The sequence below is a fragment of the Turicibacter sp. St.80E1 genome (genome assembly GCF_059728495.1).
Window position 1 is genome coordinate 2,204,117 of record NZ_AP039386.1, and the last position, 15,420, is coordinate 2,219,536.

A 15,420-nucleotide genomic window follows, 5' to 3' on the forward strand; every position below is an offset into this window, starting at 1 on the left:
AATTCTAGGAAAATCGAAATTCTCCCAAAACTAAACAGAACGTCTCTTTCTCCATAGAAAGGAGGTGATCCATCCCCACCTTCCGGTAGGGATACCTTGTTACGACTTCACCCCAATCATCTACCCCACCTTAGGCAGCTCCCTCCTTGCGGTTAGGCCACTGACTTCGGGTGTTGTAAACTCTCGTGGTGTGACGGGCGGTGTGTACAAGACCCGGGAACGTATTCACCGCGACATTCTGATTCGCGATTACTAGCGATTCCAACTTCATGTAGGCGAGTTGCAGCCTACAATCCGAACTGAGATTGGCTTTATGAGGTTTGCTCCACGTCACCGCTTCGCTTCTCTTTGTACCAACCATTGTAGCACGTGTGTAGCCCAGGTCATAAGGGGCATGATGATTTGACGTCATCCCCACCTTCCTCCAGTTTGTCACTGGCAGTCTCGTTAGAGTCCCCATCTTACTGCTGGCAACTAACGACAGGGGTTGCGCTCGTTGCGGGACTTAACCCAACATCTCACGACACGAGCTGACGACAACCATGCACCACCTGTATCCATTGTCCCCGAAGGAAACCCTCTATCTCTAGAGGCGTCAATGGTATGTCAAGACCTGGTAAGGTTCTTCGCGTTGCTTCGAATTAAACCACATGCTCCACCGCTTGTGCGGGTCCCCGTCAATTCCTTTGAGTTTCAGTCTTGCGACCGTACTCCCCAGGCGGAGTGCTTAATGCGTTAACTTCAGCACTGAGGTTCGACCCCCAACACTTAGCACTCATCGTTTACGGCGTGGACTACCAGGGTATCTAATCCTGTTTGCTCCCCACGCTTTCGCGCCTCAGTGTCAGTTGCAGACCAGGAAGCCGCCTTCGCCACTGGTGTTCCTCCATATCTCTACGCATTTCACCGCTACACATGGAATTCCACTTCCCTCTTCTGCACTCAAGTCAACCAGTTTCCAATGACCCTCCACGGTTAAGCCGTGGGCTTTCACATCAGACTTAATTAACCACCTGCGCGCTCTTTACGCCCAATAATTCCGGATAACGCTTGCCACCTACGTATTACCGCGGCTGCTGGCACGTAGTTAGCCGTGGCTTTCTCATAAGGTACCGTCAATTGATAGTCATTTCCTCCTATCACCTTTCTTCCCTTATAACAGAATTTTACAACCCGAAGGCCTTCTTCATTCACGCGGCGTTGCTCGGTCAGGCTTTCGCCCATTGCCGAAGATTCCCTACTGCTGCCTCCCGTAGGAGTCTGGGCCGTGTCTCAGTCCCAGTGTGGCCGTTCACCCTCTCAGGTCGGCTACGCATCGTCGCCTTGGTAGGCCTTTACCCCACCAACTAGCTAATGCGCCGCAGGCTCATCCATCAGTGATGCCAGGAGCATCTTTAAACTTTCGTCCTATCCGGTATTAGCGATCGTTTCCAATCGTTGTCCCCGTCTGATGGGCAGATCACCTACGTGTTACTCACCCGTTCGCCGCTTCCCACCGAAGTGGTTCGCTCGACTTGCATGTATTAGGCACGCCGCCAGCGTTCATCCTGAGCCAGGATCAAACTCTCCATAATTGTTTGTTTCCTTAGCTTGCGAAATCTCTTTCACTTAATGATTCTTGACGTTCTGTTTAGTTTTCAAAGAACTTCTCTCGCCTTTTAGTGACTTCTTTATCTTACCACATTCGACTTTTTTCTGTCAAATGTTTTTTCATCTTTTTTTGTAAGATTTCTTGTCTGCCTCTCTTGGCGACTTTTCTAGTTTATCATGTTCAACAACTTCTGTCAAACACTTTTTAACTTTTTTTGTTTTCTTTTCCATCGCCCTTTTGGCGACTTATTTATAATACCATTCTAGAATTTTATTGTCAATTAAATTTTATCAAATTTCTTATTTTATTAAAAAATCTTGATCTAGCAATCATACTAGATCAAGATTTTTTTAACGATTGAGCCGTTATATTAGAATTCTAATAATCCTAAGAATGATTCTACATCTAATGATGCTCCACCAACTAATGCCCCATCGATTTCTGGTTGAGCCATTAATCCTGCTACTGTGCTAGGTTTAACAGATCCTCCATATTGAATACGAATTGCATCTGCAGCCTCTTGTCCATGCTCACGTGCAACAACTGAACGGATATATCCGATTGTTTCATTTGCTTGTTCATTTGTAGCAGTTAATCCTGTTCCGATAGCCCAAATTGGCTCATATGCGATAACTGTTTCTTTAACTTGTTCTAAAGATAATCCAGCTAAAGCGCGTTTAATTTGCGCGTCTACAACTTGGTTAGTTGTTCCGTTTTCGCGTTCTTCTAATGACTCTCCACAGCATACGATTGGAATTAATCCATTAGCAAATGCTGCATGAGTTTTTTTGTTTACTGTTTCGTCCGTTTCATTAAACATCTCACGACGTTCACTATGACCTAAAATTACATAAGTAACCCCTAAGTCTTTTAACATTCCTGGAGCGATTTCTCCTGTAAATGCTCCATTTGCTTCAAAGTGCATGTTTTGAGCACCAATACGTAAGTTTTCTCCTTGATGTTCTACTAATGAACGTAAGTATAATGCTGGTGCACAGATTGCTGTTTCAACTTTATCTGAACTAGGCACTTTATTAGCAACCGCTTTTACGAATTCTATAGCCTCGTCATAATTTTTGTTCATTTTCCAGTTTCCTGCGATAATTGGTTTTCTCATGAAACTCACCTCAGTTAAATATTTTTTTTCGTAATTTAGTGTGTGTAAGTGTGCGTTTTAAAAAAGGAATTCACAAAAAGGCGAATTCCTTTGAGTTTTAGTTAAAAATTATTTGCATCCACATCCGCAGCATTTATCGCTTAATGAAGCTACACCTGGTAATTCTTTTCCTTCTAAATATTCTAAAGAAGCTCCTCCACCAGTTGAGATGTGAGAGAATTTATCAGCATATCCTAATTGCATTGCTGCTGCAGCTGAATCTCCTCCACCAATGATTGTAATTGCATTCTCTAAATTAGCGATTGCTTCACAAACACCGATTGTTCCTTTTGCGAAGTTAGACATTTCGAATACACCCATAGGTCCATTCCATACTACTGTTTTAGCATCTTTTAAAACGTTAGAGAATAATTCTACAGTAGCTGGCCCTACGTCTAATCCCATTTCGTCATCAGCTAATTCATCAACTGAAACAATGCGGAATTCAGTATCGTTAGAGAATTCTTTAGCCGCAACAGTATCGATAGGAAGGATTAACTTATCTCCACCTTTTTCTAATAATGCTTTAGCTAAGTCTAATTTATCTTCTTCACATAAAGATTTTCCGATGTTTTTACCTTGTGCTTTAAGGAATGTAAACATCATTCCTCCACCAACTAATACTTTATCTGCTTTATCTAATAAGTTTTCAATAACTCCGATTTTATCTGAAACTTTTGCTCCACCTAAGATTGCTACCATTGGACGTTGTGGTGCATCAACAGCTCCACCAATGAATTCGATTTCTTTTTCTAATAAGAATCCAGCTACTGCTTCTAAGTTAGCAGAGATTCCCACGTTTGAAGCATGTGCACGGTGAGCCGTACCGAATGCGTCATTTACAAATACATCTCCTAATGAAGCCCAGTATTTTCCTAATTCAGGATCGTTCTTAGATTCTTTTTTACCATCTAAATCTTCGAAACGAGTGTTTTCAAACATTAAGACTTCTCCATCTTTTAATTCTGCAATTGCTGCTTCTAATTCAGCCCCACGTGTTTCAGGGATAAATTTAACGTCTTTTCCTAATAACTCAGCTAAACGCTCAGCTGCAGGACGTAAAGACTTAGATGCTTTATCTTCCTCTGACTTAACTTTTCCTAAGTGAGAGAATAAAATCGCGCGTCCATCATTTTCTAAAATATATTTAATTGTAGGTAAAGCGGCTACGATACGATTATCGTTTGTAATTTTTCCGTCCTTCATTGGTACGTTAAAGTCTACACGTACAAGGACTTTTTTTCCGTTTAACTCAACATCTTTAACAGTTTTTTTGTTCATGTGATGAGTCCTCCTTAGATTATTTTTCACAAATATTATTTTAACGCTTTTTAACATATAATTCAAACATTACCTTTTATTAAAGCGCTTTTATATGATAGTAAAGCCAATATAATGCCTCGGCAACGGTACGCTGTCTTATTTTTTCACGGTTTCCATTAAAAATGTATGATTTTAAGAAAATTTGACCGCAAACATCGATAGCCATATAAACTAACCCGACTGGCTTTAATTCACTACCACCACCTGGACCAGCTATCCCTGTTATACTCACCGTCACATCTGCTCCACTTATCTCCCTTAAATTTACCGCCATATCATGAGCAATCTCTTCCGAAACTGCCCCATATTCCATTAATCGGTCAACATTAATATCTAGACGTTTTAACTTAGATTCATAACTATAGGAAACAATTCCTTCTAAAAATACAGTCGAAATACCTTCAACGTTAATTAGGGTAGATGAGAGCAAACCCCCACTACAACTTTCAGCCGTTGCTAAAGTTAAACCTTTTTCCTTTAACAAACGCACGATTTCGCTTGGAAGATCCGTACTTTGATTTCCAATGTAGTAATCCTTCATAATAGTCCTAAACTCTTCGTCAAAGGCCTCTAATTCCGTTCTATAACGTTCTAATGTAGTAACAATATAGTCTACCTTATCTACCGCACAATAGGGGGCAATATTCAAGTGAGGGTATTTTTTATATAGGTGTATAATTTTACCCTCTGCAACCGATTCTCCAATTCCGCATAGCCTATAACTATTAGTTATTTTTCGTTCTTCGATTTGGCTAACTAAATAAGGGCGAACACTATCATTAAAAATTAATTCTAGTTCTGATGGTGGACCTGGAAGTAAAAAGATAGTTTGAAAATCTTTTTGCAAAAATAAAGCTGGGGCTGTTCCGTTATTATTAGGAAGTACCAATCCACCCGCAAATTTATACGCTTGACGGACATTATTCTCAGGAATATCTTGATGACTTCTTTTAAAATAGTCACAAATTCCCTGATAGATATCCTGATCATATACTAATTCAACCTCAAAATACTTCGCCACACCATCACGCGTTAAATCGTCCACAGTAGGTCCAAGACCTCCTATGGTAATCACTAAATCTGCATAAGTATATGCTATCTCTAGTCCTCTAACAATTTCCTCTATTTGATCTGGTACTACTTGTTGATGAGTGACCTTTCCGCCCATGCCTTCCACTTCACGCGCAATAAACATACTATTGGTATTAAGGGTCTTTCCACAGAGAACCTCATTACCTACTGCTAAAATTGCAACCTTCACACTTTTTCACCTCTTGTTTAAAATGACCTACTCTCTATCTTTTTATGCGAATTCATAGATGAAAATGAAAAAAGCTATCTCAATATGAGATAGCTTTTTAAATTATTCGCTTAATTTAAATTATTTAATTAAAGAAGCGAAGTATCCTAAAGTACGGATTAATTGGTTAGTGTAAGACATTTCGTTGTCATACCAAGCAGCAACTTTAACTAATTGCTCACCGTTAACTTCCATTACTTTAGTTTGTGTTGCATCAAATAATGATCCGTAAGAAATTCCGATTACGTCAGCAGAAACGATTTCATCTTCAGTATATCCGAATGATTCGTTAGCAGCAGCTTTCATTGCTTCATTGATTTCAGCAGCAGTTACTTTAGTGTTTAAAGTACATACTAATTCAGTTAATGAACCAGTGATTACAGGAACACGTTGAGCTCCACCATCTAATTTCCCTTGTAATTCAGGGATTACTAAACCGATTGCTTTAGCAGCTCCAGTTGAGTTAGGAACGATTGATGCAGCAGCTGCACGTCCACGACGTAAGTCACCTTTTCCGTGAGGAGCATCTAATGTATTTTGATCGTTAGTGTATGCATGGATTGTAGTCATGAATCCTTTTTGTACACCGTATTTGTCGTTTAATACTTTAGCCATTGGAGCTAAACAGTTAGTTGTACAAGAAGCTCCTGAGATAACTGTTTCAGATCCGTCTAAGATATTTTGGTTTACGTTGTAAACAACAGTTTTGATATCTCCAGTTGCTGGTGCTGAGATAACAACTTTTTTAGCTCCTGCTTTTAAGTGTAATCCAGCTTTTTCTTGTGAAGTGAAGAATCCAGTACATTCTAATACTACATCTACACCTAATTCTCCCCAAGGTAATGCTTCTGGGTTACGCTCAGCAGTAACTTTGATTTCTTTACCGTTAACAACGAAAGCTCCGTCTTTAACTTCGATTTCTCCGTTGAAACGTCCTTGAGCTGAATCGTATTTGAATAAGTGAGCTAATGTTTTAGCATCAGTTAAGTCATTGATTGCAACTACTTCGAAGTCGTTGTTTTCGATCATTAAACGTAAAGCTAAGCGTCCGATACGCCCGAATCCATTAATCGCTACTTTAATTGCCATGTAAAGATTCCTCCTAAGATATTATCAAATTGGTTACTTTTCACATCATACGTTCAAAGAACACATAATATATTGTGAAAAATTACTACGTTTTTTATTCTAACAATTTGTACCATAATAATCAAGTTATAAAGTTATGTAAGCGTTTATAATAAATTATTAAAGTTTTTATTAATAAAAATGAATATCTCGCCTTCCATCACATTAGAATAGAGTATGGCCATCACAATACTATGATTTTTCGTATGGTTGTGGTAGAATGTGCTATATAAAACTTTCAAGAAAAAGAGGGGTGCCTTATGAGTAGTTATTTAGTACCGACAGTCATTGAACAAACAGCCCACGGTGAACGTGCGTACGACATTTATTCTCGTCTATTAAAAGACCGTATCATCATGCTGAGTGGTGAAATTAACGATTATACCGCAAATATCGTGGTTGCACAACTTTTATTTTTAGCTGCTGAAGACCCAAATAAAGATATTAACCTTTATATTAATAGTCCTGGTGGATCTGTAACAGCTGGTTTTGCTATTTTTGACACAATGAATTACATTAAATGCGACGTTTCAACAATTTGTGTCGGAATGGCAGCATCAATGGGGGCCTTCTTACTTTCAGCTGGTACAAAAGGTAAACGTTATGCATTACCAAATAGTGAAGTAATGATTCACCAACCACTTGGTGGTGCACAAGGGCAAGCGACAGAAATTGCAATTGCTGCAAAACATATCTTAAAAACTCGTGATAAATTGAATCACATTTTATCTGAACGTTCAGGTCAACCACTTGAAAAAATTGAACAGGATACAGAACGCGATAACTTCATGTCTGCTGAAGAAGCTGTTGCTTACGGATTAATCGACCAAGTAGTCACACGTCCTGTCGATATTTCAGAGAATAAATAAAAAAAGTAGAGATCTTCATCTCTACTTTTTTTATGAAAAATATCATCATCATTATTAAAGGAGAGCCAGTATTGGCTCTCCTTTAATAATATTTTAGGCCTTTACTCCTTTTGCTCCCTTTGTTCCCCCCGCTTGTAATGAAAGAACATTAGATTCAAATGAGAAAGTTAAATTTTCACGTTCACGTTGACGCTTCAATGCTAACTCCACTAAACTTGTCATTAACTCCGTAAAATTACGGTCTGTTTTTTCCCATAAGTAGAAAGATAACGATCCCGGAATTGTATTAATTTCATTAACATAAACCTCATTGTTTTCAGCGTTAATTAAGAAATCAATACGAGCAACCCCTGCGCTTCCTAACACGCGGAAAGTTTGTACTGCAAGATCCTGAACATACTTCGTTCCTTCCTCTGTTAAACGGGCCGGAATAATGCGGTTTGTACTAGCCATTCCTTGAGATTTAGTTCCAGAAGTTTTAGCTCCCTTAGAACCTCCCCCGCCTTCATACTTATCACGGAAACTTAAGAATTCATCTGATCCCATCACCTCTTCTAGAACCGAAGGCTTAGCAGATGAGAAATCTCCAATAACTGAACAGTTAACCTCTACTAATTGTGTTACCATTTCCTCAACAATAAATTTTTTGTCAAAACCAATAGCTTCTGTAATTCCCTCTTCAAGTGATGCACGATCAGTAGCCTTAGAAATTCCCACACTTGATCCTAAGCTTGCTGGTTTAATCATTACCGGGTAATTTAATTTCTCCTCAATCGTGTCTAGACAAGATTCCTGATCAGCGAACCAGTCAGATGAATAGTACCAGACATATTTAGTAATCGGTAATCCTGAGTCACGCAAAATATTCTTCATAAACACTTTATCTTGCCCAACAGCGGCCGCGGCAACCTCGCATCCTGAATACGGAATTCCATTTAACTCGAAAAATCCTTGTAACGCTCCATCTTCACCATTTGTACCATGAATAACTGGAATAGCAACATCAATTGTATTTACCACGTTATTCCCAAATTTTTTTGCTGGATAACGTTCCATTTGAATTTTTCCATTATTAGGAACGATAACAACACGCTGACATTTTTTTAATAAGCCTTCAAGATTCTTATATTCCTTTACATCAAATAACGCATCTCCTGTGTACCATTCACACTTCTTTGATAAATATACTGGTACAACATCGTATTTAGTTTTATCAATGGCATGCATTGCCTGGTTAGCAGAAATAATCGAAATTTCGTGCTCTACCGACTCACCGCCGAAAAACACACCAACTTTTAACTTCATGAGGAAGCCCCCTTTATTTAAGTTTAGTATCTCTTTTAAGTATACTCTATATGAACGTAAAAACATACGTCTATTTTATCAAGAAATAACATTCAGAAGAACTATTTTTTCAAAAAATCATTCAAAATATGTTTCCAATTTTTCCTTATATACATGATATGCCTTTTGAATCTCTTCTATTGAATTCTTACGAGATAAACTTGGAAGATTAGAAACCTCAAACCAGCCTATATCCTCCGTTTCATGATTACACTTCGCCTCACCTGCGACAACATTCCCCAGGAAATAAAGACAATACACATCATATAATGACTTTTTAATATAATGTCTTCTATCAAATACCGCAAGTAACTTTGTACACTCTATAACATAACCAGACTCTTCATAAGTTTCTTTAATCGCCGTTTCCTTTGGCGTACAGTCTATGTCACACCATCCACCAGGTAACGACCAAAGACCACTGTCTTTTTCCTTTACAAGCAAAAGCTTATTATCTCTTACGACAAGGGTACGTACGGCTGGTTGTGGTGTTGGATAAATAAAATCTTTATACAACTCACATTCGTCATCTGGAAGAGAGGTATACTCTTTTAACATTCTTATACTAATCTTTCTTAACTCTTCATAATTATCGATAGCATATGGATCCGTCGAAAAAGATAGCCCGATTTGTGCAATAGACTGAACCTTTTTTATAAACTCTAACACCTGATTTTCCATCCCGCTTCCCTACCTTCTTCAAAAACTAAATAGTCCTACTCTGCAAATAGTTCAGGCAGGTCATTCTCAATTAAAACAAATGCCCCTGGTTCAACTACCTCATACATTACTTTAAAAGCTTCTGTTAAATTTTCCGCTACCGTAATATTCTCTTTAGGGAATCCAACTTCTGCTAGCCCTTCTTGAATTGGTTCTGTCTGCTTTTTACCAACAAGAATAACATAATCACAAGTATCCTTCATGTACGTTCCAAAGGCCTTATTCAACTCATATTGAGCAGATCCTAAATCAACCATACCTGGGGTTAACACAATGCGCTTCCCACTCATTTGACCTAGAACCTCAAGTGCCATTTTAGATCCTACTGGATTTGAATTGAAGGCATCATCAATAATAGTAAAGTTTCCATTACGGCGCAATTCTAATCGATGGGTCACAGGTTTCATTTTGCGAACGGCAATTTTCATCTTTTCAACCGGAATTCCGAGTTCATTTCCTAAAGCTATACTTGCAACGGTATTATAAATATTATGAAGACCTAATAATTTCGTTTGAAATTCATGAACACTTCCATCTCGAAAAACAACATTAAAAGTCGTTCCCTTTTCACTAACGACAATATCTTTTGCACGATAGTCTGCCTTCTGATTAATCCCATAAGTATATACGGTACAAACACCTTTAAATTTATTTTCATAATAATCACGAATATTTTCATCATCTATATTGATAAAACCAATTCCATCTGCAGGTAAGAACTCAATTAATTCAAATTTTGTTTGTTTAACATGATCAATCGTCTTGAAAGTTTCTAAATGTTGCGGCCCTACAGAAGTTAAAATTCCATACTTAGGGTATGCGATATTACATAACTCATTAATCTCGCCAACTTTGTAAGCTCCCATCTCTGCAATAAACTTACTATGAATGGGTTTTAAATAATTACGAATGGTAATTGTAATTCCCATCGGTGTATTATAACTCTCTGGCGTCATTAACGTATTAAACTGTTCGGATAAAATGGCATTTAAAGCATGCTTCGTACTTGTTTTCCCATAACTTCCTGTAACCCCTACTACATCTAATGATTGAGAATTTTTAATAATTCGACGGGCATCATTGATAAATCCTAAACGAATACTATTCTCCATCGGCTTATTAAGCCAATTGGCTACTAGCATAAGAAAATACGCAAATAAATTAAATATTAATAACCAACCAATGACTTGTACCCCTACTAATTCAATATGAGATTCTAACAACGCTAAACCTAATCCAGAGAATAATAACATTACTACAACACCAGTAGCAATAATTCGCCAAACGCGAGCTGTAATTTTTAATGGCTTTTTAGATTCCTTAGAAACCCCGCTACTAATTTTAATCATTCCCACTCCTAAGAGACTAATAATTAAGGCTCCCCAAGTCAAAGCCACCTCTGATATACCCGTTGAGAGGCTCGTTAGAACCATCAGTCCCCAATAAATCACTACTAAAACACTAAGTGGTAATGGAAAAGCAACTAAACGATGGCCTGCAATCCATGTCGTAAAACGGTCATTCATATAATGACATTGTTGAAGCATTTGAAGGGCATGCGCCATTCGTTTCCATAATGTAAAAACCAATGTAAAACCTATAGCCAAAAGTAATAATGATGTAATAATCATCATTTTATTCACCTCTCTCTTTCTCTAAAAATACATCCATGACACGTAAAAATTGACCAAGACAATCCAAGTATGAATAGTGACCCGCTCCGTTAAAAACAACTAATCCTGCCCCGGGAATTTTTCGCTCCATTATTTTAGCATCGCTTAGAGGTGTCGCATCATCTAACTCCCCCCACACGAGTAATGTCTCAGCTTCAATCGAAGGCATAAGATGTTGCAAATCTTCGTTTACAACCTTACTCATAATTTGTCGCATCATCGGGGTCGAGTTTTTATAATCTGATGAACCTGCATTCTCCATCATTTTTTCTTTATATGCTCGTAGACCAGGTAATCCTAAAACTTTTTTACCTAATTTATATGTGTATACTCGGGTATAATAATCTAATCCACGTTTAGGTTTAACCCCAGCACTATCGATTAAAACCAGTTTGTTTAAATCATTTTTGCGCCCAGCATAAATAATAGCAACTCGTCCCCCAAAAGAATGTCCAAAAATAGTCGGATGAACAATCCCCAACTTTTCAACAAATTTTTCTACCATATCCGCATAATCATAAATTGACCATACCGTTTTCGGTTCATCACTTTGACCAAATCCCGGAAAATCTAAACTATATACCTGAAAATTATTTTTTAAATAATCGAACACAGGTTTAAACGCCGCAACACTTTGCCCCCAACCGTGTAATAGTAAAATCGGATGCCCTTGTCCTTCCACCTCATAATAAACCTTCACATCATCTATCTTAATGAACACAATTCATCACTCCTCACCTATATTCTTTATTATTATATGATAATCGTCCATAAAATTTAAGGGCATATCCGAAAAAAACTAAGAATTACATGCTTAATAAACGTTCCCCCCTCGTTTAAATCTTACTTTTCTTGTAATCCTCAAAAAAAGTCCAATGACTGCAGAAATGAAACCTACTTTTAGTATATACACTAACGAAAAAAAATTGTCTCAAATTAATTCGAGACAATTTTTAAACGACGACTATATCGATAAGAAAACGTCGATAAGATAATCAAGATAGTTATCCCCGATAAAACACACCCGATTATAACCCCTGGTGAAGAATAGATCAATTCCACTTCATAAGTGCCACCTTCTAACAATCCTATTCCTATAAATCCGTTATTAACCTCATACAAGGGAATTTGTTTACCATTTGCATAAGCTTTCCATCCTTTATTATATGGGATCGTATACGTTATTAATTTAGGCTCACTTATCACGTAATCATGCATGATTCTATTTTGACTATATCGTACATTCTCTACACCTAGTTGTTGACGAATAGCAGCGGCATCAAAATATTGAATTTCCCCTGGATTCTTTTCTATATCATTAATATCCAGTCGTTCTAAGTGATAACGATTAGCAAACTCCTCATCATCTAAAATAATCGCTTTTAAAAACACGTAATGTTGTTGTGCTCGGCTTAACTGATTAAAATCAGATTTAAGCATATAAAATGGACTACTTGTTCCCACCGGCAAGAAATAATTGTTTTTAAATATCGTAATCCCCTCAATCCGATCATAATATTCATAACCTGGAAGTTGCGTCTCATAATCAGGGGTAAAGTAATACTTAGCGGACAGAGCGGTTGTTAACATATAGTCCGTCGGAGAGATAGATAAACTTTCCTCAACTTTTCTATCTAACATCCATGAAACATCTTGGGAAGACACAATTAAATAAGGATTAGCGATTGAAAAGCCATTATAATTTTGATATAGCGGTTCATTATACTGCACTTCATAGCTATTAATAATTCGATAAAAATCAGAGTCCATTGTTTGAAGATAGTCTGCCACTGCGTAGGTTTTATTCCCAATCGAATCATTATCCTTTATATAATGACTCGCAAAATAGGATTTATCCATATCCGTGGCAAAGTAAATATAGGCCACCGAAACACACTCTACAGTTAAAATAAGGATAGTCAAATGAAGCCCTACCTTTAAATCTCTTTTAAATAAATTTATCATAATAAACGTATAGGCGTTAATCAATAATATCATGGCTAGACCCAACATAAAATATGGGGATAACAACGTAAACCCTCTCCCTATCTCAGATAGAAAGGGACTTAAACTCTCTTCCCCACCTAAGCGGACTTCAAAAATAAGAATAACTGCTAAAAGGCTGATCAACCCGACTTTTAGAACCGAAGAGGTCTTTCTTAATAATCGAGTATCTAACTGCAGTGGATGATTAAAAGAATAAGCCGCTAATAATGAATTAAATAAAATCAATAAAATTGAGAGAACATTGGTATTTAAAGGCGCCAAAGAAGTTATATTAACTAGCTCCAATGACTGGGTAACAAACACGATAAACAAAGTCACACTATAAGAAAAAAGTACTATTCTTCTTACCTCTTTTCGCATCCCCTTTATTGCTTGAGGCAACATTAACATAACGATTACTGACTGGTACAACGCTACAATACTTACATCCACCGAAAAAATATTTAACGATTCAGTAAAACGATCATTGAGCGGAGGAAATAACCCTTTAATACAAAATAACAATAAAGATGAGAGCGTCATTCCCTCCTGCAACTCAATGGATACGGCATTTAACGCGAGAAAAAGAGGTAAAATTACAATCATATTCCCCCCTATAATTAAACCAAATGCCTGAAGAAGGTGCCTTGTCCGATCCCTAATATCTGTCTTACTCATATACAAGCGGATGATAATATATCCGATTAAAAAACCTAAAAAAAGAAGTGTAAATGTAAAATGGGAAATTAACAATAGCGAAAAGAACGCAACAAAATATCTTTTTTTCCCGAGTCTAATTAACTTTTCCACTCCATATAGGACTAATGGGACAAAAAACAATAATTCTATGGTCACAAATTCAGTCAAATTACTCAAATACCATCCATTAAATAAATACAAAATGCATGCAATTATAATCGTATAGGGTTTAAACCAGCCTGTCTCCTTCATGTAAAAGAATAATGCCCCTGCGGACAAAATGGTTTTTAAAAATAATAGAGGAAAATAAAGTTTAGGTAGCATCGTACTCTGAAAAAATAAGGTAATTAAAAAAAAGGGATTAAAAATAGAATATACATTTTGTGCCCCTAAAAAATTTCCACCTAAAAAGAAATTAGAAGACCACATCGGAATTTCTGATCGGGATAATAAGACATGGGCGTTCGTATAAATAGATAAATAATTTTCAACATATTGCCCCCCTATAATATCCATAGGCCCCCCAGTAAAAACAAGACCAACAAATATAACTAAAAAAATAATTGTAATGAACTGCACTATTTTTCTTAAACCTATAGTACCTTTAAACACACTATCACACCTAACCATAAAGACTACTACCATTTTACCATAAAATTATTTAATAATTACCAAAAAATAGACATTAAATTAGAACACTTTACGCGCATCAACCGCGAATATTTGATATACTAAAAACGGTGATAAAAATGGAAAGATATAATATTATAACGGAAAAGTTTCCTAGAGAAATTGTTCTTCTAAAAAGTAAGCCTTGTTCATATGGTAAATGTGCCTTTTGTGATTACATCGATGATAATTCCACTAATGTGGCTAAAATCAACCAAGTAAATCAAGAAGTATTAGCCAATGTTAAAGGTATTTATAATACGTTAGAAGTAATCAATTCTGGAAATATATTCGATTTACCTAAAGATTCTTTGGCGCTAGTAAAAGAAACAGTAGAGATTCATCAATTTGATAAGTTATTTGCAGAGGCCCACTGGATATTTCGTAATCATCTAACGAAAATGCGAAATCGGCTCGATGTAGATATAATGTTTAAAACTGGGGTCGAAACATTTGATTACGATTTTCGCGAAAAAGTTCTAAAAAAAGGGGCCCCTTTTCAAAGTGTTGATGAGTTAAAGCAATATTTTGATTCCCCTTGTATCATGGTAGGTGTTAAAGGTCAAACAAAAGATATGATAAAACGAGATATAGACATCGTCCTTAATCAATTTAATCATGCAACAGTAAATGTCTACTGTGAAAATACAACGGCCATCAAACCTGATCCTCAATTAAAGGAATGGTTTTACAACGAGTACAAATGGCTCGATGATATCAAACATCTCGAAATCTTATGGAACAATACCGATTTTGGAGTTGGCGACTAAAAAAAGACAAGAATCATCTTGATTCATGTCTTTTTTTATAGACGATGAACTACTTTTTAAAAATTATTTTTTTCTAACAAACGAATAAGGATAGCTTAATATTCCTTGATATAACGTTATCCACAATAACAACGTATGTATAGTTTAATGTATAGTCAAATGATTTTGATCCTCATTTTCCTCTATAATATT

Annotated in this window: 11 protein-coding genes and 1 rRNA gene; 2 read left to right on the top strand and 10 right to left on the bottom strand. The window is 36.8% G+C overall.

What is annotated here, in order from left to right:
- Positions 1-57: 57 nt before the first annotated feature.
- The 5 genes from AC6I0I_RS10570 to gap all read right to left on the bottom strand — a co-directional run bounded on the left by AC6I0I_RS10570 (position 58) and on the right by gap (position 6,459).
- Positions 58-1,574: ribosomal RNA gene (locus AC6I0I_RS10570) — 16S ribosomal RNA — on the bottom strand.
- A gap of 387 nt (positions 1,575-1,961) precedes the next feature.
- Positions 1,962-2,708 carry a triose-phosphate isomerase gene (gene tpiA / locus AC6I0I_RS10575; RefSeq protein ID WP_161832746.1) on the bottom strand — a complete coding sequence of 249 codons (747 nt, stop codon included), beginning with the start codon at positions 2,706-2,708 and terminating at the stop codon, positions 1,962-1,964.
- A gap of 108 nt (positions 2,709-2,816) precedes the next feature.
- Entirely contained in the window at positions 2,817-4,028 is a 1,212-nt protein-coding gene (locus tag AC6I0I_RS10580) for a phosphoglycerate kinase (RefSeq protein WP_161832747.1), read from the bottom strand.
- Between the two features lie 79 nt (positions 4,029-4,107).
- A complete protein-coding gene (locus tag AC6I0I_RS10585; protein ID WP_161832748.1) occupies positions 4,108-5,331 on the bottom strand; it encodes a competence/damage-inducible protein A in 1,224 nt (407 codons plus the stop codon).
- Between the two features lie 120 nt (positions 5,332-5,451).
- Positions 5,452-6,459 (bottom strand): type I glyceraldehyde-3-phosphate dehydrogenase, encoded by a 1,008-nt coding sequence (gene gap / locus AC6I0I_RS10590; RefSeq protein ID WP_161832749.1) that lies wholly within the window; start codon positions 6,457-6,459, stop codon positions 5,452-5,454.
- Between the two features lie 299 nt (positions 6,460-6,758).
- On the opposite strand from gap, the gene clpP reads away from it, so the two are divergent.
- The gene (clpP, locus tag AC6I0I_RS10595; RefSeq protein ID WP_161832750.1) at positions 6,759-7,367 is read left to right on the top strand and encodes an ATP-dependent Clp endopeptidase proteolytic subunit ClpP; all 609 of its coding nucleotides are present in this window, start codon (positions 6,759-6,761) and stop codon (positions 7,365-7,367) included.
- A 93-nt stretch (positions 7,368-7,460) separates the two neighbouring features.
- Here the strand turns inward: clpP and AC6I0I_RS10600 are convergent, their stop codons facing one another.
- From AC6I0I_RS10600 to AC6I0I_RS10620, 5 genes are all read right to left on the bottom strand, one after another.
- On the bottom strand, positions 7,461-8,672 hold the full coding sequence (locus AC6I0I_RS10600; protein ID WP_262951025.1) for a D-alanine--D-alanine ligase family protein: 1,212 nt from the start codon (positions 8,670-8,672) through the stop codon (positions 7,461-7,463).
- Positions 8,673-8,789: 117 nt separating this feature from the next.
- Entirely contained in the window at positions 8,790-9,392 is a 603-nt protein-coding gene (locus tag AC6I0I_RS10605) for an NUDIX hydrolase (protein WP_161832752.1), read from the bottom strand.
- Between the two features lie 35 nt (positions 9,393-9,427).
- Positions 9,428-11,065: a Mur ligase family protein gene (locus AC6I0I_RS10610; RefSeq protein ID WP_161832753.1), complete on the bottom strand. Its 1,638-nt coding sequence runs from the start codon at positions 11,063-11,065 to the stop codon at positions 9,428-9,430.
- Position 11,066: 1 nt separating this feature from the next.
- Positions 11,067-11,825, bottom strand: coding sequence for an alpha/beta fold hydrolase (locus AC6I0I_RS10615; protein WP_161832754.1), 759 nt, complete (start codon positions 11,823-11,825; stop codon positions 11,067-11,069).
- Between the two features lie 215 nt (positions 11,826-12,040).
- Positions 12,041-14,434, bottom strand: a complete 2,394-nt coding sequence (locus tag AC6I0I_RS10620; RefSeq protein WP_370512592.1) for a YfhO family protein — start codon at positions 14,432-14,434, stop codon at positions 12,041-12,043.
- A gap of 104 nt (positions 14,435-14,538) precedes the next feature.
- Here AC6I0I_RS10620 and AC6I0I_RS10625 point away from each other — a divergent pair, with 104 nt between their 5' ends.
- A complete protein-coding gene (locus AC6I0I_RS10625; RefSeq protein WP_262951024.1) occupies positions 14,539-15,228 on the top strand; it encodes a radical SAM protein in 690 nt (229 codons plus the stop codon).
- The last annotated feature ends 192 nt before the right edge of the window (positions 15,229-15,420 follow it).